General features: G+C 60.5%; 28 protein-coding genes. 9 read left to right on the top strand and 19 right to left on the bottom strand.

Annotation, left to right across the window (positions count from 1 at the left end):
• Positions 1–8 precede the first annotated feature (8 nt).
• On the bottom strand, positions 9–230 hold the full coding sequence (locus HMPREF2604_RS09915) for a DUF3107 domain-containing protein (protein WP_070520196.1): 222 nt from the start codon (positions 228–230) through the stop codon (positions 9–11).
• Positions 231–334: 104 nt separating this feature from the next.
• On the opposite strand from HMPREF2604_RS09915, the gene HMPREF2604_RS09910 reads away from it, so the two are divergent.
• Both HMPREF2604_RS09910 and HMPREF2604_RS09905 read left to right on the top strand, forming a co-directional pair.
• Positions 335–1,723 carry a DEAD/DEAH box helicase gene (locus HMPREF2604_RS09910; RefSeq protein ID WP_070564923.1) on the top strand — a complete coding sequence of 463 codons (1,389 nt, stop codon included), beginning with the start codon at positions 335–337 and terminating at the stop codon, positions 1,721–1,723.
• Entirely contained in the window at positions 1,720–3,021 is a 1,302-nt protein-coding gene (locus tag HMPREF2604_RS09905; protein ID WP_070564920.1) for an Rv3212 family protein, read from the top strand. The genes HMPREF2604_RS09910 and HMPREF2604_RS09905 overlap by 4 nt, the downstream gene beginning before the upstream one ends.
• Positions 3,022–3,031: 10 nt before the next feature.
• On the opposite strand, the gene HMPREF2604_RS09900 is transcribed toward HMPREF2604_RS09905, so the two are convergent.
• Positions 3,032–3,490 carry a hypothetical protein gene (locus HMPREF2604_RS09900; protein WP_070564918.1) on the bottom strand — a complete coding sequence of 153 codons (459 nt, stop codon included), beginning with the start codon at positions 3,488–3,490 and terminating at the stop codon, positions 3,032–3,034.
• 591 nt (positions 3,491–4,081) lie between these two features.
• On the opposite strand from HMPREF2604_RS09900, the gene HMPREF2604_RS09895 reads away from it, so the two are divergent.
• Positions 4,082–4,339 (top strand): WhiB family transcriptional regulator, encoded by a 258-nt coding sequence (locus HMPREF2604_RS09895; RefSeq protein WP_070564916.1) that lies wholly within the window; start codon positions 4,082–4,084, stop codon positions 4,337–4,339.
• 85 nt (positions 4,340–4,424) lie between these two features.
• The gene (locus tag HMPREF2604_RS14545) at positions 4,425–4,499 is read left to right on the top strand and encodes a 50S ribosomal protein bL37 (protein ID WP_100227335.1); all 75 of its coding nucleotides are present in this window, start codon (positions 4,425–4,427) and stop codon (positions 4,497–4,499) included.
• A 59-nt stretch (positions 4,500–4,558) separates the two neighbouring features.
• Here the strand turns inward: HMPREF2604_RS14545 and rsrA are convergent, their stop codons facing one another.
• Together rsrA and HMPREF2604_RS09885 are read right to left on the bottom strand one after the other, a co-directional pair.
• Positions 4,559–4,831 (bottom strand): mycothiol system anti-sigma-R factor, encoded by a 273-nt coding sequence (gene rsrA, locus HMPREF2604_RS09890; RefSeq protein ID WP_070520186.1) that lies wholly within the window; start codon positions 4,829–4,831, stop codon positions 4,559–4,561.
• Positions 4,831–5,436, bottom strand: coding sequence for a sigma-70 family RNA polymerase sigma factor (locus tag HMPREF2604_RS09885; protein ID WP_070564913.1), 606 nt, complete (start codon positions 5,434–5,436; stop codon positions 4,831–4,833). Before HMPREF2604_RS09885 ends, rsrA begins: the two co-directional genes overlap by 1 nt.
• Positions 5,437–5,473: 37 nt before the next feature.
• Between HMPREF2604_RS09885 and ybaK the strand changes: the two genes are divergently transcribed.
• Positions 5,474–5,977, top strand: coding sequence for a Cys-tRNA(Pro) deacylase (gene ybaK, locus HMPREF2604_RS09880; RefSeq protein WP_070564910.1), 504 nt, complete (start codon positions 5,474–5,476; stop codon positions 5,975–5,977).
• A gap of 188 nt (positions 5,978–6,165) precedes the next feature.
• Here ybaK and HMPREF2604_RS13735 read toward each other — a convergent pair whose 3' ends face one another.
• Together HMPREF2604_RS13735 and HMPREF2604_RS09875 are read right to left on the bottom strand one after the other, a co-directional pair.
• Complete coding sequence (locus tag HMPREF2604_RS13735; RefSeq protein ID WP_210384680.1) at positions 6,166–6,840, bottom strand: hypothetical protein; 675 nt, start codon at positions 6,838–6,840, stop codon at positions 6,166–6,168.
• A 121-nt stretch (positions 6,841–6,961) separates the two neighbouring features.
• The gene (locus tag HMPREF2604_RS09875; RefSeq protein ID WP_070564908.1) at positions 6,962–7,624 is read right to left on the bottom strand and encodes an SOS response-associated peptidase; all 663 of its coding nucleotides are present in this window, start codon (positions 7,622–7,624) and stop codon (positions 6,962–6,964) included.
• Here HMPREF2604_RS09875 and aroA point away from each other — a divergent pair.
• Together aroA and rsgA are read left to right on the top strand one after the other, a co-directional pair.
• The gene (gene aroA / locus HMPREF2604_RS09870) at positions 7,623–8,927 is read left to right on the top strand and encodes a 3-phosphoshikimate 1-carboxyvinyltransferase (protein WP_070564905.1); all 1,305 of its coding nucleotides are present in this window, start codon (positions 7,623–7,625) and stop codon (positions 8,925–8,927) included. The two genes, HMPREF2604_RS09875 and aroA, sit on opposite strands and share 2 nt — an antisense overlap.
• Positions 8,920–9,942, top strand: coding sequence for a ribosome small subunit-dependent GTPase A (gene rsgA, locus HMPREF2604_RS09865; RefSeq protein ID WP_070530831.1), 1,023 nt, complete (start codon positions 8,920–8,922; stop codon positions 9,940–9,942). Before aroA ends, rsgA begins: the two co-directional genes overlap by 8 nt.
• A 69-nt stretch (positions 9,943–10,011) precedes the next feature.
• Here the strand turns inward: rsgA and HMPREF2604_RS09860 are convergent, their stop codons facing one another.
• From HMPREF2604_RS09860 to HMPREF2604_RS09845, 4 genes are all read right to left on the bottom strand, one after another.
• Positions 10,012–10,617 carry a hypothetical protein gene (locus tag HMPREF2604_RS09860; protein ID WP_070530833.1) on the bottom strand — a complete coding sequence of 202 codons (606 nt, stop codon included), beginning with the start codon at positions 10,615–10,617 and terminating at the stop codon, positions 10,012–10,014.
• A 53-nt stretch (positions 10,618–10,670) separates the two neighbouring features.
• A complete protein-coding gene (locus HMPREF2604_RS09855; RefSeq protein ID WP_070530835.1) occupies positions 10,671–11,012 on the bottom strand; it encodes a hypothetical protein in 342 nt (113 codons plus the stop codon).
• An 85-nt stretch (positions 11,013–11,097) separates the two neighbouring features.
• Positions 11,098–11,604 (bottom strand): DUF6912 family protein, encoded by a 507-nt coding sequence (locus HMPREF2604_RS09850; protein ID WP_186312152.1) that lies wholly within the window; start codon positions 11,602–11,604, stop codon positions 11,098–11,100.
• A gap of 12 nt (positions 11,605–11,616) precedes the next feature.
• Complete coding sequence (locus HMPREF2604_RS09845) at positions 11,617–12,027, bottom strand: HAD-IA family hydrolase (protein ID WP_070522579.1); 411 nt, start codon at positions 12,025–12,027, stop codon at positions 11,617–11,619.
• A gap of 123 nt (positions 12,028–12,150) precedes the next feature.
• Here HMPREF2604_RS09845 and HMPREF2604_RS09840 point away from each other — a divergent pair, with 123 nt between their 5' ends.
• Positions 12,151–12,672, top strand: coding sequence for a hypothetical protein (locus tag HMPREF2604_RS09840; RefSeq protein WP_246818414.1), 522 nt, complete (start codon positions 12,151–12,153; stop codon positions 12,670–12,672).
• Here HMPREF2604_RS09840 and HMPREF2604_RS09835 read toward each other — a convergent pair.
• The 9 genes from HMPREF2604_RS09835 to HMPREF2604_RS09795 all read right to left on the bottom strand — a co-directional run bounded on the left by HMPREF2604_RS09835 (position 12,669) and on the right by HMPREF2604_RS09795 (position 22,666).
• Positions 12,669–12,995 carry a hypothetical protein gene (locus HMPREF2604_RS09835; protein ID WP_246818413.1) on the bottom strand — a complete coding sequence of 109 codons (327 nt, stop codon included), beginning with the start codon at positions 12,993–12,995 and terminating at the stop codon, positions 12,669–12,671. The two genes, HMPREF2604_RS09840 and HMPREF2604_RS09835, sit on opposite strands and share 4 nt — an antisense overlap.
• A 179-nt stretch (positions 12,996–13,174) precedes the next feature.
• Positions 13,175–15,727, bottom strand: coding sequence for a preprotein translocase subunit SecA (gene secA / locus HMPREF2604_RS09830; protein WP_070522573.1), 2,553 nt, complete (start codon positions 15,725–15,727; stop codon positions 13,175–13,177).
• 276 nt (positions 15,728–16,003) lie between these two features.
• Positions 16,004–16,648 (bottom strand): ribosome hibernation-promoting factor, HPF/YfiA family, encoded by a 645-nt coding sequence (gene hpf / locus HMPREF2604_RS09825; protein ID WP_070522571.1) that lies wholly within the window; start codon positions 16,646–16,648, stop codon positions 16,004–16,006.
• Between the two features lie 171 nt (positions 16,649–16,819).
• On the bottom strand, positions 16,820–17,500 hold the full coding sequence (locus HMPREF2604_RS09820) for a ComF family protein (RefSeq protein WP_070564899.1): 681 nt from the start codon (positions 17,498–17,500) through the stop codon (positions 16,820–16,822).
• Between the two features lie 21 nt (positions 17,501–17,521).
• Entirely contained in the window at positions 17,522–19,231 is a 1,710-nt protein-coding gene (lpqB, locus tag HMPREF2604_RS09815) for an MtrAB system accessory lipoprotein LpqB (RefSeq protein WP_070564896.1), read from the bottom strand.
• Positions 19,228–20,880, bottom strand: a complete 1,653-nt coding sequence (gene mtrB / locus HMPREF2604_RS09810; RefSeq protein WP_070522563.1) for an MtrAB system histidine kinase MtrB — start codon at positions 20,878–20,880, stop codon at positions 19,228–19,230. Before mtrB ends, lpqB begins: the two co-directional genes overlap by 4 nt.
• A gap of 90 nt (positions 20,881–20,970) precedes the next feature.
• Positions 20,971–21,657, bottom strand: coding sequence for an MtrAB system response regulator MtrA (gene mtrA, locus HMPREF2604_RS09805; RefSeq protein WP_070522560.1), 687 nt, complete (start codon positions 21,655–21,657; stop codon positions 20,971–20,973).
• Between the two features lies 1 nt (position 21,658).
• Positions 21,659–22,279 (bottom strand): dTMP kinase, encoded by a 621-nt coding sequence (locus tag HMPREF2604_RS09800; RefSeq protein ID WP_070530849.1) that lies wholly within the window; start codon positions 22,277–22,279, stop codon positions 21,659–21,661.
• Between the two features lie 33 nt (positions 22,280–22,312).
• A complete protein-coding gene (locus HMPREF2604_RS09795; RefSeq protein WP_070522555.1) occupies positions 22,313–22,666 on the bottom strand; it encodes a DUF4259 domain-containing protein in 354 nt (117 codons plus the stop codon).
• 377 nt (positions 22,667–23,043) lie between these two features.
• Between HMPREF2604_RS09795 and HMPREF2604_RS09790 the strand changes: the two genes are divergently transcribed.
• Positions 23,044–23,976: a DNA-directed RNA polymerase II gene (locus HMPREF2604_RS09790; protein ID WP_070564893.1), complete on the top strand. Its 933-nt coding sequence runs from the start codon at positions 23,044–23,046 to the stop codon at positions 23,974–23,976.
• The last annotated feature ends 5 nt before the right edge of the window (positions 23,977–23,981 follow it).

Raw genomic sequence — 23,981 nt, 5'->3', positions numbered from 1 at the left:
GCGCGTACTTAGCCTGCGAATCCAACGGTGTGGGCGCGCACGGTGCCGATTTCCACGTAGACCACACGCTCGGTCCGCACGATATAGGTGCGGCCCTTGGTGTCCTTCAATTCGAGAGTGGAGTTCTCCCCCAAGGCGTTGTTGATGGTCTGGGTCAGCTCTTCTCGCTCACCATCCGCGTGAATGACCAGTTCGCGGGCGGTATCGGCGAAGCCAAACTTGATGTCCATGTGGTGTCTACTCCCTTAAATCGTGTTCTTTAGTCTGTGCCGTGAGGCCTGCGCCCCCGGCGCTCTAATGGCCCCACTATAGCCACGTCCTCTACTATCAAGGTGTGCTTGCCCCGAAATCATCCCGCGATTCCCGTGAATCCCCTACCTTTGCCGAGCTCGGCGTCGCCGTAGAGATCTGTGATGCCCTCGCTGAGAACGGGATTACGCACACCTTCGCCATCCAAGAGCTCACCCTGCCCATCGCCCTGAATGGCCACGACCTCATTGGCCAAGCGCGCACCGGCATGGGCAAAACCTATGGTTTCGGTGTGCCGTTGCTGGATCGCGTTTTCGATGACGCCGACATCCCGGAGCTCGACGGCACTCCCCGCGCGCTGGTCATCGCGCCGACCCGTGAGCTGGCCATCCAGGTCAGCGGGGACCTCAAGGTTGCTGCCGCCAATCTTCCGCTCAGCATCGTCACCCTGTGCGGCGGGCGCCCCTATGAAGAGCAAATCACACAAATCAAGAGGGGCGCGGACGTCGTCGTGGGCACTCCGGGCCGCCTGCTCGATCTCTGCCAGAAGAAGCACCTGTCCTTCGAGCAGGTCAGCGTTCTGGTTCTGGATGAGGCCGATGAGATGCTGGACTTGGGCTTCCTGCCGGATATTGAGAAGATTCTCTCCCTCCTGCACGGCAACCCGCACCAGACCATGCTCTTTTCCGCCACCATGCCCGGGCCCATCGTGACGCTGGCCCGCACCTTCCTCACCAAGCCGGTCCACATTCGCGCCGAGTCCGGCGATGCCCAACAGACCCACTCCTCCACGCGCAAGGTCACCTTCCAGGCACACCGCATGGACAAGATCGCGGTCTTGGGAAAGATCCTGCAGGCAGAAGGCCGCGGGCGCACCATCATTTTCACGCGCACCAAGCGCTCGGCAGCCGCCGTCGCAGACGAGCTGGCGCAGCGCGGCTTTAGCGTGGGCGCGGTCCACGGCGATTTGGATCAAAAGGCTCGCGAGCGCTCGCTCTCGGCTTTCCGCGAAGGCACCGTGGAGATTCTGGTGGCCACGGATGTTGCTGCTCGCGGCATCGACGTCGATGATGTCACCCATGTCATCAACTATCAGGTGCCGGATGACCCCATGACCTTTGTCCACCGCATTGGCCGCACCGGCCGCGCTGGCCACACCGGCACGGCGGTAACGCTCGTTGGCTACGATGAGCTGAGCAAATGGCAGGTTATCAACGATGAGCTTTCTCTGGACCAGCCCGAGCCGCCACAGTGGTTCAGCACCTCTCCTGAGCTTGCGCAAGCGCTCGATATTCCCGAGGGCGTTTCTGACACCGTTGGTCCGCCCACCAAGGTGCTGGGCGCAGCGAAGCGTTCGGGCTCGCGCGGGGAATCGCCGCGTGGCGGCTCCTCGCGTTCCTCGGCGGCTTCCGCCCGCGCCTCTCGCCGCACCCGTTCCCGCAAACGCAATCCCCGTCAAGGAGGGCATCGATGAGCACCGAGCACACCCAGGAAGCCCAGCTGGATAAGGCCCGGGCAAAGGTCGACTCGTCGAAGAAGGCTCCCATTCTGCGCTCCACGAAGGCGGACTGGATTGCCGTGGGCGCCATCAGTGCGGTCTGCGCCATCGCCATCGGCGGCGCGGTCATCACCGCACCCATTCATAAGGCGGAGCTCACCCCGGCGGTGGACGCCGCGTCCGGCGATGAACCGGCGCTTCTCGATGCCATCCCGAGCTCCCTCACCGAAGCCTTCAGCCTTCCCAATACTCTCGTGCCGGGACAGGCTCGCGCGGTGTCCTCAAACGGCCTGTTAATCACCCATGACGGCGATATGCTCAGCGCCTCGAACGCCTCCGGCGACGAAGTGTGGACCTATCAACGCCGCGATGCCGACCTGTGTTCGCTCACCACAGCGTGGAACAAAATTGTGGCTTCCTATGACGCAGGCAATGGTTGCGGCGATGTAGTGGCGATCGATGCCGCCACCGGCCAATACTCCGATACCCGCAGCGCCCGCAATTCCGAGGAGGTGGTCCCCATCATGTCGAATGACCGCGTGGGCACCGTTTCCGCAGAGCGCGTAGAACTCTGGCGCTCGGATCTCGTGCGCTCGGTTGAGTACGGTGATGTCGACGCCAAACAGGAGCCAAACCTCCAGCCCCACGAGGACTGCGCCATCACCTCAGCGCTGACCCGCACCGAAACACTGGGTGTCACCGAAACCTGCCCAGATTCCCCGGACTCCACCTGGCTGCGCATTCAAAATACCACCCCTGAGGATTCCCGTTCTCCGGAAATTACAAAGGACATCGAAATTGAGGACCCTGGTGCGCGCCTCATCGCCTACGGCCAGGAGGCGGCCGCAGTCTTCCTCCCTGGCGATTCACCGCGCATCGTTTCTTATAGCTTTGAAGGTGAAACACTGTCTTCCACGGACGTTGAGCCTTCGAAGTCCATCACCAACGCCGCGTCCCCCTTTGCGCCCGCGATTGCGGACCTGCCGCACCACATGTCGTGGTTCGACGGCGAGCGTCTCTATCTCTTTACCCCTACCGAGCTCAAGGTGGATCACATTCTCGAGCAAGCGGTGGGAACCGGCGTCGCAGTCGACGAACGCCTACTCGTCCCCACTGAGGAGGGGATCGACGTGGTGAACTGGTCTACCGGGAAAACCGAGAAGACCATCCCCGTTGACCGTGACGGCTATTCCGGCCCGATTTCGCTAACGCTAGCGGGCACGGTCATCGTTGAGCAGCGCGGCGACACCGCTGTGGCGCTCACCGCCGCCTAGGCGTGCCCTACTAAAAGTGGCTTTCAGCCCACTGCGCCGTCTCGGGCCGCGCCATAAGCAGGTATAGGACGAGCCCGGCGCTTGCCAAGGTCACGATGCCTAGCAGCGCTGAGCCGCCGCTAAACATCTGAAAAGCCATGGCGCCCAGGATGAATTCCACCAGCACGATGGCTCCGCGGCCCCAGCGTTTGCCTTTGACGAAGGCCCACGAGCCGACGATGACAAAGCCAAACACGATAAAGATGAAGATGGCAGTGCCCAGGCCCACGAAGCTCGATGCGCCGGAATCAGACACCATGGAGCCGTTCTCAGCGCCAGCAACCTCACGGACTATGAGGAAGATGCCGAAAATGATAACCGCGATGGATTGGACCACGGCGATGCCGGCAGCCGCCATCACCGTACGCGGTGCACGGTTTTCGGCAGCTCGGTCAGGTGTCGTTGAGGGCTGGTTCTTCTTCTTATTCACGGGCGTTTAGTCTACTTCCCTGCCCCATGGTTTAGGCAGTCTCCACGCCAAAGCTTCACCCACTGCCAATTCAATTGCCCAATTCAATTGCCGCAGTACTCGCACGTCCTGTACTCAGCTTCGACTTTCCTCCTGCTGTGTTTTCGGGGGCAGCGAGGAGGTTGATGGATTTGACGCGATCCAGGTCACCACACTCACCCCAATCTCCCCGTCGCCGCAGGTAGGGGAACTACTGACAGGCTTCTTACAGCCGCCCACCCATTAGAAAAGTGCAAATTGGAAGAATTTATTTAGTGACGTTGGACACTTTTCGCCCTTTACCCCTAGCGGACTTTGAGTAAACGTGTCATTATTCTCAGGTAGCAAAAACAACGAGCTGTTAAATCAGTTCTTAACTCGGAGAATCCTTCGAGTTAACAGAAAGTGAACCACGGCGGCGTCGACGCTGGCCCTAACTCGAGACAGGGCCCCACTGACCGCAGACCAGTCCACTTACACCCAGTAGCACTCAGTTCAGTTCACCACCGTGGACTGCCCTTGGTGCGCCTACTTCGCCCACTGCTGTCAAAAATTTGTTAGGAGATTTCAATCATGGATTGGCGCCACGAAGCCGTTTGCCGCGACGAGGACCCGGAGCTCTTCTTCCCTGTCGGTAACTCCGGCCCCGCACTCACCCAGATCGCTAAGGCCAAGCTGGTCTGCAACCGCTGCCCAGTTGCCTCTTCCTGCCTCAGGTGGGCCCTCGAGTCCGGCCAGGATGCCGGCGTGTGGGGCGGCCTTTCTGAGGAGGAGCGCCGCGCTATCAAGCGCCGCAACCGCAGCCGCGGCCGTGCCCGTGTATCTGCCTAAACAGACACACCCCCGATTAACACCCAGGCATACCCTGCCGCTACAGTTGAATAAGTTCATTTACCCTTAACAGAAGGAGTACGCGATGAGCAAGCGTGGCCGTAAGCGCAAGGATCGCCGCAAGAAGTCCGCTAACCGCGGCAAGCGTCCTAACGCATAACGTCAGCATTCAGGGCTCGTTCCTCACCCCACCACCGTGGGCGGGAACGAGCCCTTTGCTTATCCCCAGGTAATTTCAGTCCTCGTAATCTGCACGCTAATGCGCTGGCGCAGCGACTGCGGCGCGGCCTGTCCCCCACAGCACTTGCGTACGAGTGCTCGAACTACTTCCTCGCTCTCAAGGCGTTGCTGGCAGGCATCGCACTGCGCAAGATGCTCGCGGATTGCCATAGCCCGCGCGTAGCTCGTCGATTCATCGAACAGTTCCCTAAAGAGCGCTTCAACCTCCGGAGAGTTACACGCACCGCAATTGCGTCCTGTTGCGCGTTCCATTACTTCTCCTCCATCTCTGGGTGGTTGCGACCAATGCCTTTTTCTCGTGCTACGTCCTTCAACGCCGCGCGAAGCAGTTTTCTTCCGCGGTGGAGGCGGCTCATCACCGTTCCCAACGGTGTACCCATCACATCCGCGATTTCCTTATAGGCCAGGCCCACTACATCCGCGTAGTACACCACCATGCGGTAGTCCTCCGGTAGGTCATTCATGGCCTCGGAAATCTCCGAGTCCGGCATCTGCTTGAGGGCCTCGACCTCCGCCGATTCCAAGCCCGTGGAGTCATGCCCGGCCGTGGTATACAGCTGAAAGTCGCTCAGCTCATCCGCTGAGGATTCCAGCGGACGGCGCTTGGCCTTCCGGTAGGAGTTGATGTAGGTATTCGTCATGATGCGATACAGCCAGGCCTTGAGATTCGTCCCCTGTTTGAAGGAATCAAAATTGCTATAGGCCTTGAGGTAGGTCTCCTGGATGAGATCCTCTGCATCCTGGGGGTTGCGCGTTAGGCGCATCGCTCCGCCATACAGTTGATCCAGCAAGGGCAAGGCTTGCTCCTCAAACAATCGCTGTTTCTGAAGCGTCTCGCTCGTCGTTTCGGTGGCCATGCTCACCATCCTAGCGCTCCGGACTAGGGTGGATTCTATGGCCAAGAAGACCCCGCACGCCGCTACCCCCGCTCTCAAAATCCTCGAAGAGGCAGGAATCGACCACAGTGTCTCCACCTTCGACGGTGGCCGCGAGCACTTCGGCGACGCAGCCGCGGCGGCGCTCGATGTCGAGCCTGAGCGCATCTTCAAAACCCTCGTCATTGATCTGAGCGCCGGCAAAGGCCCCAAGCGCCAGCTCGCCGTGTGCGTCCTTCCGGTTACCAACCAGCTCAGCCTAAAGAAGGCCGCCGCTGCCTTCGGCGCTTCTAAGGCCACGATGGCCGCGCCTGCCGACGCCTCCAAATCCTCCGGCTACATCCCCGGCGGCATCTCCCCGCTGGGACACAAGCACATCCTCCCGACAGTGGTTGATGAAACGGCGCTGCTTTTCGACACCATCTTTTTCTCCGGCGGCAGACGTGGCCTCGACATCGAGATGAACCCGGAGGATCTCCCTCGTGTGCTCGACCTTTCCTTCGCTGACGTGCTCGCCGCCTAAACCTCACGCGCTAGAACTGTGATGTCTAGTGGCTTTTTGGACGTTTACGGCAGTGAAATAGCCGTACTAGTCAAAAATCTTGACATCACGGGGACGTGCCACCTATAGTCAGAGTCAGAAAGTAAGGACATGGTCCCTTGCTATGACTAAAAAGGGTCTTCTGGACGTATGCGCCAGATGGCTCTTTTTTATTGACCAGGACGCTTATTAAATACCTTTGATACCTGGCTTCGGGACGACACCCACGTTGCAATTTGGTGATCCATCGAATCAATCAATTCAAACGCTCTCCGCGATTCGACAATCACGTTCACATTCAGAAGACTGTCCATGTGAGCGACTTTATTACGCAAATCGTTACAGTGCGATACGTTCCAATACGTAATCGATCCGTCGGGGTCGGTCACATTAGGGAACGCAGACTTAATAGCCTGATTCCATAAAACTTGTCGTCCTACATTCTCGGGTGCAGCGTGATTAGCGTTAGGGTGATGATTCGGTAGTAGCGTACGCCAAAGACCGAAAGTCGTATGGGAAAGCACATCATCATGAGTGATAGCACAACCGTGACGAGGATGAGATGAAGGACGGCAATCTACCGCTGCTTGTGCACGCCTAATCGCCGTTTCCCTCTGGGAGCCGACAATCGAACGCAAGGGGCGAGGAGGCGGATCAAGTAGCCAGCTTTGAGGACCATTATTACGGGCGTTCCAAGCAAGCAATTCCTTGTCAATTGCGTTTCTCAGAAAGATTTCTGTTAACGCCAAAACATCTTTAACAGCAGACGATAACTCTGCATGCCATCCATATAACGCCAGCGCGCGCTTACAGTTCCCGCCACACTCATCCAAAAACGGTTGCATGCGAGCATCCGACAATCGGTCGACAATATGCCTTCTATCCATGCCAGTATCCAACCACATGTCTGGCAGATTCCACCGGCGTTAGCCGGTCGCCTAACACTCACACGCTAGGACTGAGTAGCTAGAACAGGGTGGTTGACGGTGGTTCGTCGATAAGCTCTGCGTAGTCGTTGCGCACATTACCCACCGCCGGGTCCGCGGGGCGTGCCTGAAAGCCCCGCACGGTGCTCGGCTCCAGAAGCGCCTCCCCCGCCAGCCAGGGCGCGATTTCCTCCGTGGTCAAAAACTTGGGCAGACGGTGGTGCAGCCATGCCATCTCCTCCGTGGCATCCGTAGTCACCATCGTGGCCGACAGCCTATCCATACCCGTGGCCCACAGCCCTGCTGCCCACAGCAGGCCATTAGGGCCGGTGACGTAATAGGGCTGCTTCTTGGATTTCTTGTCCTCCCCGGCCTTCCACTCGTAATAGCCGTCCAGCGGGATGACGCAGCGCTGTGCCTTGAAGGCATCGCGGAAGGAGGGCTTCTCCGCCACGGTCTCCGCGCGTGCGTTGAATAGCGGCGGGCCGTCCAGATCTTTTTTCCAGTGCGGAATCAGCCCCCAGCGTGCGGGCTCCACGCGAGCGGTATGCTCCTCGGTTCGGACGATGGCGATGGGCTGGGTTGGGGCGATGTTATACCGCGCCGGTGGCAAGCCTTCCGGCGCGTGGACCTCCGTGATGGACCCCCACGCGCCTACTTCCTCCAGTAGGGACTCGGTGAACAGAACAAATCTTCCGCACATGCCCTTTATTATGGACTACATGTCTGATTTCTGGAGCGCACCCCAACCGTCTGGGCCCTTGTCCTGGACGCAAAACCTCCCCGGGTCAAAATCGATGACCAACCGCGCCCTCATCCTTGCTGCGCTGGCTGACTCCCCGTCTATCGTCTATAACCCGCTGGTCTCCCGCGATACCAACCTGATGAAGGAGGCCTTGCAGGCCATGGGCGTGGGTATCTCCGAACAAGGCCCGCATCTTCATGTGACTCCCGGAAAGCTGCATGGAGCGAAGGTAGATTGCGGCCTGGCCGGCACAATTATGCGCTTTTTACCACCGGTGGCAGCGCTAGCGGATGGCCCCGTTGTCATCAACGGTGACCCATATGCCCGCAAGCGCCCTATGTCCACGATGACCGCGGCTCTGCGTGAGCTGGGCGTGGACATTGTGGGCGACAGCCTGCCGCTGACCATCACCCTCCACGGCGTTCCGGAGGGCGGCGAGGTCACCATCGATGCCTCCGCCTCCTCCCAGTTCGTCTCCGGTCTGCTCCTGGCCGGAGCACGCTACCGCAAGGGACTAAGCGTGCGCCACGAAGGCGGCACAGTGCCCTCCCAGCCACACATCTTGATGACCGTCAGTATGCTGCGCGAAGCCGGTGTCCGCGTCGAGGTGGGCAAGGACACCTGGGACGTGCACCATGGTGAGATTGAGGGCCGTGAGTGGCGCATTGAACCGGATCTTTCCAATGCCACTCCGTTCCTTGCCGCTGCCGCCGTCTCTGGCGGCAGCGTGAGCATTCCGAACTGGCCGGAGGAAACCCACCAGCCGGGTGACGCCTTCCGAGGCATCCTGGAGCAGATGGGCGCGAAGGTCGAGTATGTCCCCCAGGCTCCCGGCGAGGCGTCTTACTTAAAGGTGACCGGCCCGCAGGAAGGCCCGCGCAGCCTGCGCGGCATCGACCTCGACATGGGCGATATCGGTGAGCTCACCCCCACCGTGGCTGCGCTGTGTGCTCTGGCCTCAACGCCATCGACGCTGACTGGCATCGCACACCTGCGTGGCCACGAGACGGACCGCCTGGCGGCTCTCGCTGCGGAGATCAACGCCCTTGGTGGCAACGTCACCGAGCTTGACGACGGCCTCCGCATCACCCCTGCCCCACTCCACGGCGGGGTATGGCATTCCTACGCGGATCACCGCATGGCGACAGCCGGAGCCATTATCGGATTGGCCGTTGACGGCGTCCAGGTCGAGGATATTGATACCACGTCCAAGACTCTGCCTGGCTTTGCTGATATGTGGGAGGCCATGATCCGTGGCTAGGCGCGCAAGTAGCTACGACGAATCCGACGTCCGCATCCGGCCCGGAAAGGGGTCGCGACCGCGCACGAAGGACCGCCCGAAGCACAAGGATGCCAAGTTTGGCATGGTCATCACCAAAGACCGCGGGCGCTGGGGTGTCGCGCTTGATAACGACGGCCCCGTGGTTACCGCTATGCGCGCCCGCGAGATGGGCCGCACTCCGGTCGAGGTTGGTGATCGGGTCGGCGTCGTAGGCGATACCTCGGGTAAGAAAGACACCCTCGCACGCATCGTGAAGCTCGAGGAGCGCCGCTCCGTCCTCCGGCGCACCGCAGATGACACCGACCCTTATGAGCGCATCGTGGTAGCAAACGCCGACCGCCTACTCATCGTGAGCGCCGTGGCCGATCCGCCGCCGCGCTCCGGGTTCGTGGAGCGTGCTTTGATCGCTGCCTTTGCCGGAAATATCCAGCCGGTGCTGTGTCTGACGAAGACAGACCTCACTGATCCCACCCCGTTTGCACAGGAGTTTGCGGATCTGGATGTCACCGTGGTGGAGGCTGGCGTCGACGACGGGCTGGAGCACGTCTGTGCGGCCATCGACGGCCACGTCACCGCTCTCATCGGCCACTCGGGCGTGGGAAAGTCCACCCTGGTGAACCGGCTTGTCCCCGATGCCAACCGGGAGACCGGCGAGGTTTCCGCCGTGGGTAAGGGAAGGCACACGTCGACGCAGTCGGTGGCGTTGCGTTTGCCCGCTGAAGGAAGCACGCCACACGGCGGCTGGATCATTGATACCCCCGGCATCCGCTCCTTCGGCTTAGCCCACATTGACGCGGAGAACGTCATCGAGGTCTTCGACGATCTTGCCGAAGCCATCGAGGACTGCCCGCGTGGCTGCACGCATGCTGGGCCACCTGCGGACCCCGAATGCGGGCTCGACCTAAGCATCGAAGAGGGCACGGCTTCTGCGCGCCGTCGCGATGCAGTGCGCACCCTGCTGGCGTCCCTGCGCACCAATGTTGACTGGGCTTAAGGCCCAAAGGGCCTTAAGCCCGAAGCTTCCTAAAGGAAGGGGCTTGCGCGTTCTTTAGGCACCGAGGCTTTAGATCGGGAGCATTGCCGTCAGCTGCGGCGGCAGGACGGTCTTCAGGTAGGGGCCTGCCGCGCGAAGAGCCATGAGGATCACGGCCAAGCCACCGGAAACCCCGAGGATGACAGCGCCGCCCGTGTCAATGTTGGAGGAGGTGTTGCCACCGCCTTCTTGTTCCTTATTGAGCTCTTCTTTCTTCGCACAGGCGTTGAGAGCTTTAACGTAGTCGGGTGCAATCTTGCGGAAGGTCTCCGCCACCGCAATGTTGTTCTTGGCGCGCTTGGCGGATTCCTCACCACCGAGTTCAGCATCTACCTCATAGCCAGCTAGGGCACGGTAGAGCTCTTCCGACTGATTCTCCACGTCACGTGCACGCTTTTCGGCGTCCTTGGGAAGAATCTTAAGGCCATCCTTCAGCAGGCTGCTATCGACATCGTTGTCCTTCGACTCCGCATTCTTAAGATCGCTCGCCTCCTCCTCGCTCAAGGTAATGGTGCACTTTTCATCCTTGATGGAAGTGGTCACGGCTCCGGCCGTGGGGGCAACGACACCGCTGGCTAGGACAGCAACAGACACGGTAGAGACGGCAACTACCCGGCGAAGACGAGAGGAAGACATGCTGAGGGGACCTTTCGATCAGGCTGACTATTACCCCTGCAGGCTATCAGCATTTAGCCCAGCTTGGGCAGGTAATCACCGAACTCCTTGTACGCGGCCAGACCGATGCTCACGATGCCGAAAAGGATGGCGATAATAACGCCTGTCGGCCCCTGCGAAGAGCCCTCAAGAATTCGCAGCCACGGAGTCTTAGGCATCACGGCCATGTCGGGGTCCGGATTGCTGGGGTCCGGTTTGTTGTTAGCAGTTCCTTGAAGAGAGCTCCCCTGCGCGGTCTGGTTAGTCTGCACTGTTGGCGCTACTGCTTCCTCAGCTCCGGCAGCTGGCACTGAGACGAGAGATGCGGTGCTCAGGGCCGCAGCGGTGACAAGGCTAGCTAAGCGAGTTGCCTTCATGGTGGTGCTCCTTTTCTGGCGACGACAATAAAGGCTCAGATTAGCACCATGCATGAACCCACGGCGATGAAAGCCCAGAAAATACTTAGAGAAGCTCCACGAGGATAGGCAGTTCAGTCGGGTCATAGAAGGCCATGAAATTATCCAGGGCATCACCGACGGCGAGCTCAGCATCTTCGTCACCAAGGTCGGCGTTATCGATGGCGTCGATAGCCTTGGCAGTAGTGGCTTCGGACTCTTCGATGTCCACGTGGATGGCCTGAAGATTGTCCTTCGTGATGGTCGCGGGATCCAGCGCCACGACCGGTTCCCCCATGTCCGGCTTCGGGGTCACCACGGACTCGTCCACGTCGACGGAAATGACGACTCGGCGGTGCGGAAACTTCTCCTCATCACCGATAGCCAAGAGCCTCAGCGAAGCCATAGATGCTTCGAGGAAAGCGGAGTATTCGATCTCTTCCTCGTCACCCTCGGTGTAGAACTCGCGCAACGCGGGGGTTAGCGCAAAACCCCAGCCGCTGCGGGCAGTAAGCTGGCCGGTTTCCTCGAGCTCAGCCAGCATGGAAAAGGTTGCCGGCAGGAAGACGCGCACATCCTTCGACACTTAGAACTCACCTTCAATGTCGAAGACTGCCTGAACCTCTACGCTCGTGCGGTCGAAGACGGTGTAGAGCATGCCGACCATGCCGTTTTCCACCGCCGCACGTACGTTAACGATGGAGTCATCCACCATGACACAGTCATTAATCGGCAGATCAATGGCATCCGCTGCGGCTTGGAAAGCAGCGCGCTCCGGCTTCTCAGCGCCGACCTCACCAGAAAGCACAACGGCATCAACGATGCCGCGGTATTCCCACTCACGAATGTGCTCAGCGCCCGGGCCGCCCGGATCGTTGGAAAGGATTGCGGTGGCAACTCCGTTTGATTTCGCGGCGGCGAACAGATCCCGCCAGCGCTTGACGTCTTCTTCGGTGCCGTCAAGAACGCCTACAAAATCGACGATGAGTCCACGCATATTATCTACCCTTCGCATTGAACTGTGTTTATCGTCCGAAAGTATAGCGAACATACCGCCCGCCCGCTCTCACCGGCTTATGCACTGCAGTGCTCTGGCCGCATATAGGCCTACCGTGGCACAATGAACGTGCGTCCACCTTCCTTCACCGCGCCCGCCCCGAACCTAGCCTTCGCGCACTCCTCCGCCCCGCTTATCGCGGAAGAGGACGCGATCCCCATGTACACCCCCATCCCTGGGATGAGCCATTTGCAGCTGTATGTTGCCCCACAGCGTATCCGTTACGAGCGTCAACCTACTGCGGGTGACCTCGCTACGCGGAAAGAGATCCACGGGCTTGTAGTCATAGTTCTAGAAGTTGCCGCCGCGCTGCGGCCTTTAAGCCACCTCAACAACCCACGTTTTGCACCGGAAATTGCAAACCATGTCCGCGCTTGGCGGAAGGCCCAGGCGTCCTCGGAGTGGCGCGGAGGGATGGCGCTGCGTAGCTTGCATGCGCGCTCGAATGGCGAGTTCTTCGGCTCGGTGCTCATGGGATCGACGCGACGCGCCTTTACCGGCGCCGCCGTTGGACGGCACCTGAGTTCCTTCCGGTTGCTTTCAGTCGGCATACATCCCCACGGCAACGGGGAGCCGGAAGTTTAGAAAAGCGACCCCAGCTTGATCAAGATTGGCGTCCAGTCGATGCCCGCGAATGCAGCGGAAGCACTCACCAAAGCCAAACTGATACCGCCGAACATCGTGGCCCCCACTACCGGTGATTTCTTGGTGGTTTCTTCCGCACTTTCCGGCGTGGCCACTGCGCCACACTCGGTGGGAACAATGTCCTGGGAGCTGAGTACCGTGTCTTTGGCGGATTCATCTCCATGCGAGCTCAAAACGGAAGAGAGCTGGCACTGTTCTTCGGGAGCAAGCTCCACAGCAGATGCAGCCGCGCCGCCACCCAGCAGGGTGGCAGATGCGAACACGGATAGACCTACTCGCACAGACAAGCGGCGCATACTCACTCAACCTCCGAAGAATAATAATTACTAATTTGCCAGTATATACCTAAGTGCCTCCAATAAAAAAGACGCCGCGGGGAGCACTTCCCACACGGCGCCTCGCTGCACCTCAGCGCTCAATAACGCTGTGGTGTTGGCATTTACTAGGCTTCCGCCTCGTCCGCGGCGTTCGCCTCTTCCTGAGCCTTGAACTGTTTACGCAACATAAACAACTGGCGCACAGTTTCTTCCTTCACAGCTTCGTTCATGGCGTTGAACATGTCGCCGCCCTCCTTCTGGTATTCCACCAGAGGATCACGTTGTGCCATTGCACGCAGTCCAATGCCCTCCTTGAGGTAGTCCATCTCATAGAGGTGCTCACGCCACTTCTGATCAATGATCGGCAAGATGATCATGCGTTCTGCATTGCGCATCTGGCTCTCGCCGCCGATGGCGCTGACGGACTCTTCAAGTTTGTCGTACTCGGAGTTGGCATCAGCCACCAGTGCATCGCGCAGCTGCTCGGCGGAGATTTCGCCGGCGGAGCCGTACTCGGTACCGTCGACAAGCTCCTCATGCGTCTTGGTCGGCCCATACAGGGACTCCAAGGCATTCCACAGCTCGTCGAGGTTCCAGTCCTCCACATAGCCGGTGGCCGTAGCACCCGCCACGTAGGCAGACACGGTGTCGTCGATCATCTCGCGGATGTTGTCCTTGATGTCGCTGGCCTCAAGGATGTCGTGGCGGGTAGCGTAAACCACCTTGCGCTGTTCGTTCAGCACCTCGTCGTACTTGAGCACGTTCTTACGCATCTCAAAGTTCTGGTTCTCAACCTGCGCCTGTGCGCCCTTAATAGAGTTGGACACCATCTTGGCCTCAATTGGCACGTCATCCGGCACGTTGAGGCGGTTCATCATGTTCTCCATGGACTGGCCCACGAAGCGCACCATGAGCTCATCACGCATGGACAGGTAGAAGCGGGTCTCGCCCGGGTCACCCTGGCGTCCGGTACGGCCGCGCAGCTGGTTATCAATACGACGCGACTCGTGGCGCTCGGTACCCAGCACGTACAGGCCGCCGGCCTCGCGGACCTGGTCACCCAGCTTCTTGGAGTGTTCCTTTTCGCGATCGATTTCGGCGTCCCAGGCCTCTTGGTACTTCTCTTCATCTTCGAAGGGATCGAGGCCGCGATCGCGCAGCTTTTCATCCAGGATGACCTCGGGGTTACCGCCGAGCACGATATCGGTACCACGGCCGGCCATGTTGGTGGCTACGGTAACGGTGCCGGGGCGGCCGGCACGGGCGACAATCTGGCCCTCTTCCTCGTGGTGCTTGGCGTTAAGCACCGAGTGCTTGATTCCGCGCTTGCTCAGCAACTGGGAGAGGTATTCGGAGCGCTCCACAGAGGTTGTACCCACCAGCACCGGCTGACCTGCGGCGACGTGTTCCTCAATGTCATCAACCACCGCGGCGAACTTCGCCTCTTGGGTCTTGTAGATACGGTCGGAGTGATCGATACGTTGGTTCGGCTTGTTGGTCGGAATCGGCACCACATCGAGACCATAGATGGAGTGCAGCTCGGCTGCCTCGGTCTCTGCGGTACCGGTCATGCCGGAAATCTTCTCGTACAGGCGGAAGTAGTTCTGGAGCGTAACGGTGGCCAGAGTCTGGTTCTCGTTCTTAATCTCCACATCTTCCTTAGCCTCAATGGCCTGGTGCATGCCCTCGTTATAGCGACGGCCAGCAAGCACGCGGCCGGTGAAGCTATCCACGATGAGAACCTCGCCGTTGCGGACGATGTAGTCCTTATCGCGGGTGAAAAGCTCCTTGGCCTTCAGGGCGTTGTTGAGGTAGGACACCAGCTGGGAATGCTCTGGGGCGTAGAGGTTCTCAATGCCCAGCTGATCCTCAACGAATTCCACGCCTTCCTCCAGCACACCGATGGTGCGCTTCTTGTGGTCCACCTCGTAGTGGATACCTTCGCGCATCTTCGGCGCCAGCTGGGAGAAGACGCCGTAGAACTGGGAGGAGCCGTCAACCGGACCGGAAATAATGAGCGGGGTACGGGCCTCATCGATAAGGATGGAGTCAACCTCATCCACGATGCAGTAATTGTGGCCGCGCTGGACCGTGTCATTCAGCGAGCGGACCATGTTGTCGCGGAGGTAGTCAAAGCCCAGCTCGTTGTTGGTGCCGTACGTAATATCGCACGCATATGCTTCCTTGCGATCCGCAGGGCGCATCTCAGAAAGGATGACGCCCACGGTAAGGCCTAGCCAGCGGTGGACACGGCCCATCATCTCGGCGTCACGCTTGGCCAGGTAATCGTTGACCGTCACGATGTGCACGCCCTTGCCCTCCAGCGCGTTGAGGTAGGCCGGCAGCAAGGAGGTCAGGGTCTTGCCCTCACCGGTGCGCATCTCGGCGACGTTGCCGAAGTGCAGGGCTGCACCGCCCATGATCTGCACCTTGTAGTGCTTCTGGTCGAGCACGCGCCAGGCTGCCTCACGCACGGTGGCAAATGCTTCGAGAAGAATGTCATTCATCTTCTCGCCGTCCGCCAGACGCTTCTTAAACTCGTCAGTCTTAGCCTTTAGCTCATCATCCGACAGCGCCGCGAATTTATCTTCTAGGGCAATAACATCATCTGCAATTTTAGCCAGGCGCTTGACGGTGCGTCCCTCACCGGCACGGAGCAGCTTGGAAAGTCCAAACACGTCTAGATAATCCTTCTTGTCGCGACAAATAAGTTAACTCGTCGCCATTGTACTCACTAGCTTTTCTGTAATGATTCGCCACCCAACCCAAAGTGCGAATCCGGCCACTGCCCGGCACCCCTCTTGCGGCCGCCTCCTCCCCACGCAAAGCTCAGCAGACAGGGATTAATGGATGTTAATAGAGACTTAAGAAAGCTCCCTGTCCCCGCTGCGCGCGTGCGCTGCGGGGCAGGGAGCCTGTGGGTTAGGGCGCTAAGGCCCTTGGAGGCTTAGGCCTTAAGCATCAGCATCCGTCAGGGAGATGAGACCGTAGTCGAATGCGTGGCGGCGGTAGACCACGGAAGGCTTGTTGTTCTCTTCGTTGATGAAGAGGTAGAAGTCGTGGCCAACCAGCTCCATCTCACTGAGTGCATCATCAACAGACATCGGGGTGGCGGGGTGCTCCTTGAAGCGCACAACCTGGCCCGGGCGAACATCCTCGACGGTCTCTGCGTAGGGGTCGATGTAGCGCTCTTCCTTGGCCGGCTTGGCTGCTTCAGCCTCGGCGACCAGCTCAGCGGCAATCTCACCAGTACCCTTCTGAGCGCGGTGGCCGGACTTCACGTTCTCGCGACGTACCTTGACCTTGCGCAGGGAGCGCTCCATCTTGCCCAGGGCGGTTTCGAGCGCGGCGTAGAAGGAATCTTCCTTAGCCTCGGCGCGTGCGATGTGGCCCTTACCAGTGGCGGTGATCTGCAGGCGCTCAGCCTCGGACTCGCGGCGCGGGTTCGGCTCGTGCTGCAGCTCCACGTGGAAGAACGTCAGGGTCGGATCAAGACGCTCGATCTTGGCCAACTTTTCAGTGACGCGGTCCTGGAAGTGCTCCGGAACCTCCACGTTGCGGCCGGTGATGGTGACCTGAGCGTTGGTCTGCTGGGACATGAAATGCCTCCCTATTCTCGTGGGGACTGAATGACTGCACATTCTGCGGACGCTCACAGCCCTGTGATGAGGGGCTTGATGCCCGCTTCCCTGTGACACCCCTCATGCTACCACTGGTCATAACCAACCCTGTCAGTGGCCCCCTCTGCGCATGCTTGGCGACGCCCCTCCCTACGCATCTGCCAGCACAATCGCGCCGGCCACATCACCCCCGATGGCCCACACGCGAGCGGCGCTGGCGCGAAGAGTTGCGCCGGTCGTGATGACGTCGTCGACAAGCAGCACACTGCGTCCCACCAGTTCGCGGGCACAGGGCCGCAAGAGCACTGCCCTGCGCATATTGTCGGCGCGTTCCGCCGCGCCGAGCTGCGACTGGTCCGCACTACCTTCGGCTGTGCTCAAGGCATTGACCACGTCCCAGCCCGGAAGCCGGGCGGACGCCGCCTGGCACAGCGCAGCGACGGGATCACCACCGCGCTGGCGGGCCGACGACGCGCGTGTGGGTGCCGGCACGAGCAGCGCGGTCTCCGGAATATCGCCGCGTGCGCGCAGGTACTCGATGCCGGCAGCCAACACCGCACCGAGGTGAGCTCGCACCGCCTGGTGCCCGCGTTCCTTCATAGCGATGATGACCCCACGGCGAGTATCGGAATAGGGGCCAAGGGCCCAGGCCGGGAAACCTAGGGGTTGCGGGCGTTCCACGCGGCGTGGCACCTGTCGAAGGTGTTCCTGGCAGGCCGTGCACAGCACCCCGCCTTCGGTGGTCTCACCGCCACACCCCGCGCACGGGCGCGGCAGGAACAGTTCCAGAAGTGCGGCGGCGGCCTCCCCTATCCCCCGGTTTTTCGGCATGCGCCCCACTCTAGCGCGACTCTAGCGCGCGATGATGGGTGAGGAGCGCACGCCCTGCAGACCTTCGACCTCACGCCAATAGGAGCGCTCGGACCCGCCCGCAGGAAGCTGCAACAGGGCGTGCGCATCGGTGACGTAGTGCGTCGACGGTGAGGACGCCACCGCCACCACGGGCGCGGTAATGTTTCCGGTAGGCAGTGTTGTTGCCGAAGAACCATCTTGCTCGATGCGCCACACCGGAGAGTTCGAGGCGGAGGTACCCACGAGCAGGGAGCCGTCCGTCTGCCACTCCACCGACAGCGCCGAACCGGTCAGCTCCGGGCCTACTTGGTGGACGTTGACTATGCGGCGCTCTCCCGACGTCGCGCGGGCAACCACGCCGGTGTACACGCTGCCGTCGATAATCATGGCGATGCGCGCTCCCGTGAGTGACAGACGGATGACCGAAATCTCTCCCTCCACGTTCTCCAACGCGGAGGTGTCAACCTCGGCGGTGCTCAGCTCTCCGGTGGCCGGAGAACGCGTCACGCGGACCACGTGTTTGCCGTCGACGACGGTCCACGCCACCTGGCCGCCCACCTCAAAAGTGGGGCGGGCCAAAGTCTCGCCCTTGATCGAATTCTCGAGCTCGTGGCCCAGCTCGCCCATCGTTAGCTGCGACTCCTTCTCGGAGCGCTTGCGCACGGCGGCCACCATCCCCTCATCGGAGATATCGGCGGACTGAATGTCATGAATCTGTCCGGCCATGCCCGGCACCTCGGCGCTGCCTTCACCCTTAACCTCAAGCAGCGAACCATCGTTGACTGCATAGAGCTTGGGCACCGATTGGGCGGCTACCTCGGGGTTAAACTCCGCGAAATCATCAATGGTCATCTCCTCCATGCCATCCACGAGCGGGCTGCCATCGATGGTGGCGCGGACGGAGTTCGTGATCTCGGCGTTGTTGAGGGTCCACACCAGCTGGGCGGCGAACTTAAGGCGCTCCTCCTGAGTCATCGAGGCCATGCCGCTGAACTCATAGACTCCATCATTGATTCCCAAGAAGGTGGCGTCCTTGGGGATCAGGCTGGAGGTTGCTGGCGCGATATCGGAAGATGGCCCCTGCAGCAAAAGCGTGACCAGCTCCGAGGCAATCGAATCCTTTCCCGAATAAAGCCAGCGACGATCCGCCACAAGCAGGCGTTGAGTCGTATCGAAAAAGTACAGCGACTGCGGGCGATAGCGATTGCGCAATTCGGTGCGCTCAATCACGGCACCGGTAGGCAGATCCGTAATGCGCCATTGCCCATTGAATTGGCGCAGCCGAACGGTCGCCTCAAGACGCGAGTTATCGGGGACATAGGCCCCGCCGTTGGCCAGACGGCCGATGATATTGCCACGCACCGAATACTCCAGGGCACCGTCCTCCATGTTCGAGGTCACCAGATCGATGGAATCCACCACGAGAACGGTGTCAGTAGGGTCCCAAGAATTGGCTATCTCAGAGGAAAGGAAGGTGCGTGCGGCAGCGTAGTTTCCGGTGGGAATCGCCACGGCCGAATAAAAGTCACGGACAAGCAAATCAGGTTCGCTATCGGCGCGCGGCTCGACGACGGCATCGTCGGCCCGGTCATGCGGTTCGAAGGTACTAATCACCTGCGGATCGGTGTTATGCGGCAACGTCGAACAACCAACGAGAGCGGTGAGTGCGACGCAACTGAGTACTGCGAGCGGGCAGCGGGCTGGAATCATCGCTGAGCCTCCTCCTCGAAGTCGGACACGCTGTCTTGGTTAAAAGGCGGATCCACGGCGCGGGCCTCACGCTCGGAGGGCCACACAATCCCGTTGTCCGTTTCTGCTTTAACCGCAGGAGCCTCCGGATCAGCGCTCAGCTCAAGAGCGAATTGTTCCTCTGCTTCTATGGGCTTCGGTGCCCCCGGCACTTCCAGAGCAATGGGCTCGGACTCCACCTGCTGCCCCGGAGTGCGTGGAAGGATCAATCGGAAGCGCGAACCGACGCCGTAGTAGCCGATGGCGTCGAGCGTGCCCCCATGGAGCACGGCATCCTCGCGAGCGATGGCAAGGCCCAAGCCGGTTCCACCAGAATGGCGCTTGCGCGAAGAATCCGCGCGCCAGAAGCGGTTGAACACCAGCTCTTCTTGGCCTTCCTTGAGCCCCACACCGGAGTCGGTGACGGCGATGCCGACGGCATCCTCAGTCGCGCCGACGTCCACGATGACGGGATTGCCCTCAGAGTGGTCGATGGCGTTCGCAAGCAGGTTGCGCAGGATGCGCTCGACGCGACGCGAATCGCATTCCACGGCGACGGGTTCCTCCGGCAAATGAAGGACGACCTCCACTCCGAGCTCCGAGGCGAGGTGCTCCACTTGGCTCAGCGCGGAGTCCACGCAGGAGCGAATGTCGATGGAAGCCGTGGAGAGGTCAGCCACGCCGGCATCGTGGCGAGAGATCTCCAACAGGTCCGCGAGCAAGTCCTCGAAGCGATCCAGCTCCTTGATGAGCAGCTCCGCCGAGCGCTTGGTGTAAGGGTTGAATTCATCCGCATCTTCCGCGATGACATCCGCCGCCATGCGCACCGTTGTCAATGGCGTGCGCAGCTCGTGGGACACGTCGGAAGTGAACTGCCGCTGGAGATCGCCATACTCCTCCAGTTGGGTGATCTGCTTAGACAGCTTATCTGCCATGTCGTTAAAGGAGGAGGCGAGGCGGCCCATTTCATCGTCTGAGTTGACCACCATGCGCTCACGCAGGTGGCCGGCAGCAAAGCGCTGCGCAATGCGCGAGGCGGAGCGAATCGGGACGATCACCTGCTGGGTTGCCAGCCAGGCGATGCCGACGAGGAGGACAACCACCACCACTCCGGCAGCCGAGAGCAAACCACGCATGAGAGCCATCGTGGATTCCTCAGATTCCATGGACAACACGAGGTAGACCTGGGTATTCGGAATGTCGCTTTCAATGGGCGTGCCCACCATCAGCGCGTTATAGGTTGCTCCCGATTGCTGGTCCACCGTGGCGTATTGCTGCACGACTTGGCCCCGGCCAACGAGCTCGCGCATCCCGCCGGGGATGCGGTAGCCCTCCGGGGACGTTGTGGCCGTGCCGTCGGAATTCTCCACGACGATGACCGGTTCATACACGGCCTGGGCGTCGGGTTGTTGCGCCGATAATTGGCCCAAGGCGGCGCGTGCAGAATTGATGCGCACCTGCGTTGAGTTTGCCGTACCGGTGGCATCGATCTGCTGTTCCACGGCCACGCGGGCGCGATCAAGCTCCTGAAGCGCCGTGTCCTCCTTCTGGCTCACCAGCTGCTGCGTCAGCACCGACACCAGCGCGTAGGCCAGGATGATCATGACCACCGTGGAGGCCACCAACATCATGCCCAGGACACGTGTCTGCAGGGAGGTGCGCCAGCGCTCGACGACGCCATCCCGGACTCGCCTTAACCAACCAAAAATAGCGGCAGTCCTTTACTCGGCGGTTTTTCCAGTCTTGTACCCCACGCCGCGCACGGTGAGGACGATACGCGGATCCTCGGGGTCGTGCTCAATCTTCGCGCGCAGGCGCTGGACGTGCACGTTGACAAGGCGCGTATCGGATGCGTGGCGGTAACCCCAGACAGATTCAAGCAGCGCCTCGCGAGTATGCACCTGGCCGGGCTTGCGCGCCATCTCCAGAAGAAGGTCGAACTCCAGCGGAGTCAGCGAGATTTCCTCGCCGCCCTTGCGGGTAACGGTGTGCTCGGGGACGTCGATAAGCAGGTCCCCCACCTCAATAATTTCTCCCGTGCCCCCATCGATTCGACGCAGGCGCGCGCGGATACGGGCGATGAGCTCCTTCGGCTTGAAGGGCTTGGTGATGTAATCATCCGCACCCGATTCGAGGCCGAGAACCACATCAACGGTGTCTGTCTTCGCCGTCAGCATGACGATGGGCACCGAGGACTCAGTACGAATGGCGCGGCAAATATCCACGCCATTCATGCCCGGAAGCATGAGATCCAACAGGATCAGATCCGGGTCATGCTCGCGGAAGGCCGGGATCGCCTCATTTCCATCGTTAACGGCAATAGGCTCCAGCCCTTCTGCCTCGAGCACGATGGTGAGCATTTCGGCGATTGCCGGGTCATCATCCACGACCAAGATTTTCGGTGCCACTTTATTGTTCTCCTACAAGCTCCTTGACAGCTTGGATAATCATATCGGCATCCGCGGTGGCGATCCACCGCCCTGCCCACTGCTGCTCTGCTAAGCGACGGTAGGCGGCCGCCGTGCGAGACTGCAACGCGGCATCGCGCTCATAGCGGTCGCGGTTGCGCCCTTCATCCTCTGCTGCACGGGCCACGGCACGCTGACCGGCAAGGGCGACGTCGGTATCCAAAAAGATCTGCAGCTGCGGCACCGGCAGGCCGAAGCGTTCAAACTCGAGCTCATAGATCCAATCGACGATGAGCTCACCGCCGACCCGCGCGGCGGAATACGCAGCGTTGGACGCCACATAGCGATCCAAGATGAGCAGGCTATCCGTGGACTCAGCGGCGGCAAGGAGCTGCTCTTTGGCTCCGTGCCGATCCAGCGCAAAGAGCGTAGCCATTCCATAGACCGAATCGGTCAGATCCCCCATACGCCCATACAGGGCCTCCTGCGCGAGCTGCGCATGGATGGACTCTTCGTAGCGGGGAAAGCTCAAGACTTCGACATCGCAGGCTAGTTCTTCCCGCAGGCGCTGGGTAATGGTGTTTTTACCCGCGCCATCGATTCCTTCAATACTGATCAGCATGCTGTTATATCTAGCGTGTACCTAGTGCTGCCGTTAGGACAAGGCCTCGATGAAGGGCTCGAGGTCGTAGTCTTCCTCGACCTCTTCGAGCAACTCCAGGGCATGTTCGTTGAGGTTTTCGCTGCCGGATCCGGCGAGATCCCGGATGAAGGGATAGTCTTCGACGACTTCTCCGGCGCTGAACGGGGCGCCTGCCCAGATCGCGGCTATCGTGGCCGCCGCCAAGGCGTTACGCTGCTCCTCCTCGGTCTGTTCTTCGCCCGAGACCGCAAGCGCGCAGGCATCATCTACCGCGGCAACGATTTCTTCATCCTCAAGGTCTGCCAGTTCATCCAGGAAGTCGACGTTGACCTCGTCGGCGAAGATGTCCTCATCCCATGAGCTCATTGCTTTCTCCTTCATCCTTAAGTGAATTAGGGGTCTGTGTTTTTATCCGCGTTCGTGTATCCACGGTGGGCCGGTGCAGCTTCGCGGGCGGGCGCTCCGCGCAGCCGGTATCTAATCCAATTTCTACCATTCTTTAGATGCCCTCATGCAAGGCTTCGGTCAAGAGCGCGGTTTTATTACGGTCACATCGCTCCGTGCCGTCTTCCGACTGCCTCTCCTCCTGTCCTCCTCCATATGCTGCATTTCGCCCACTGCCCTATGCCACGCCTAAACGGGGAATTTTGCCCAGGCCATTTACTATCTCCGGATTCGTGTTATCGTTGTTACCGACTTGTGACATTTACGCAGGCTTTTGTGCAGGAAGGAGAGCACCCCGCATGACGAGCAGTTCACGCCGCATCTTGGTCTTTGTCGCGGCCGGCCTCCTCTGTGCCGTCGCCGTAGGCGTCGCAGTGTGGCGCATGAGCGCGCCCGAATCCGTCGTGTCTAAGCCCTCCGCTGCCACCGCCGTGTCGAGCACCGCGTCTTCCGCTCCCTCGACAACGCATTCCTATACCACCACGGCTGCCCCGACATCCACGCAACCGAAGCAATCGAAAACTAATGTCGCCGCGCCGGCGGAGGATCCCTACCTGGCACCGAATGCCGTGGTGAACCGCACGGAGCCGGTTGGCCCCACGGCCGTCTACCGCCCGGACAATGTTTCCTCACTGCAGAACCAGCAGCCGCAGGCAACTCCGAACAATCCGTACCCGCAGGCGCCGGTCAGCACGGCCCCTGCCGTGCCGCCAACGGACGGCTCTACTCCGGCCTCCGAAACACCGATTCCGGGTACTCCTCAGCAAAGCTCCGAGCCCACTCAGCCGTCGGCCACGCCGGAATCTCAGACCGCCGTGCCGCAAGAGGGCCCAGTGGAGGACCAGGACGGCAACCAGCCCGCTGAGCAGCCGCAACCCAAGGAACCTACGCCCTCGCAGAACACTGGAGTTCCTGAACCGCTTGGCTCCTTCATCCCGCACCCCGCCGGGTTCACTCAGAACGCGCCCGCGCCTGATGCGGAGCCGAAAGCGCAACAGGGCGAGCCTATCGATGCCGCTCCACAGGGCGGCGAGGTACAAGGCGCCGATGTAGTGGAAGCAGTGGAGCGCGAATCCGCGGCTTACCGCACCAACGAGGCCGCCCCGACTCCCGCCGCGCCGACGGATGATGCTCCCGCGGCGGAAGAGCCTTCCGCAGCGACCCCCACCGCTGCTCATTTAGCCGACAACGGCGAAACTACCGCCGCATCAGCATTGACGCAGTCCGCCTAATACCC

The sequence above is a fragment of the Corynebacterium sp. HMSC055A01 genome (assembly GCF_001809405.1).
In the GTDB taxonomy this organism is placed as follows: Bacteria; Actinomycetota; Actinomycetes; order Mycobacteriales; family Mycobacteriaceae; genus Corynebacterium; species Corynebacterium hesseae.
The sequence above is the reverse complement of the archived record's forward strand: the minus strand, read 5'-3'. Positions and strand labels throughout refer to the sequence as shown.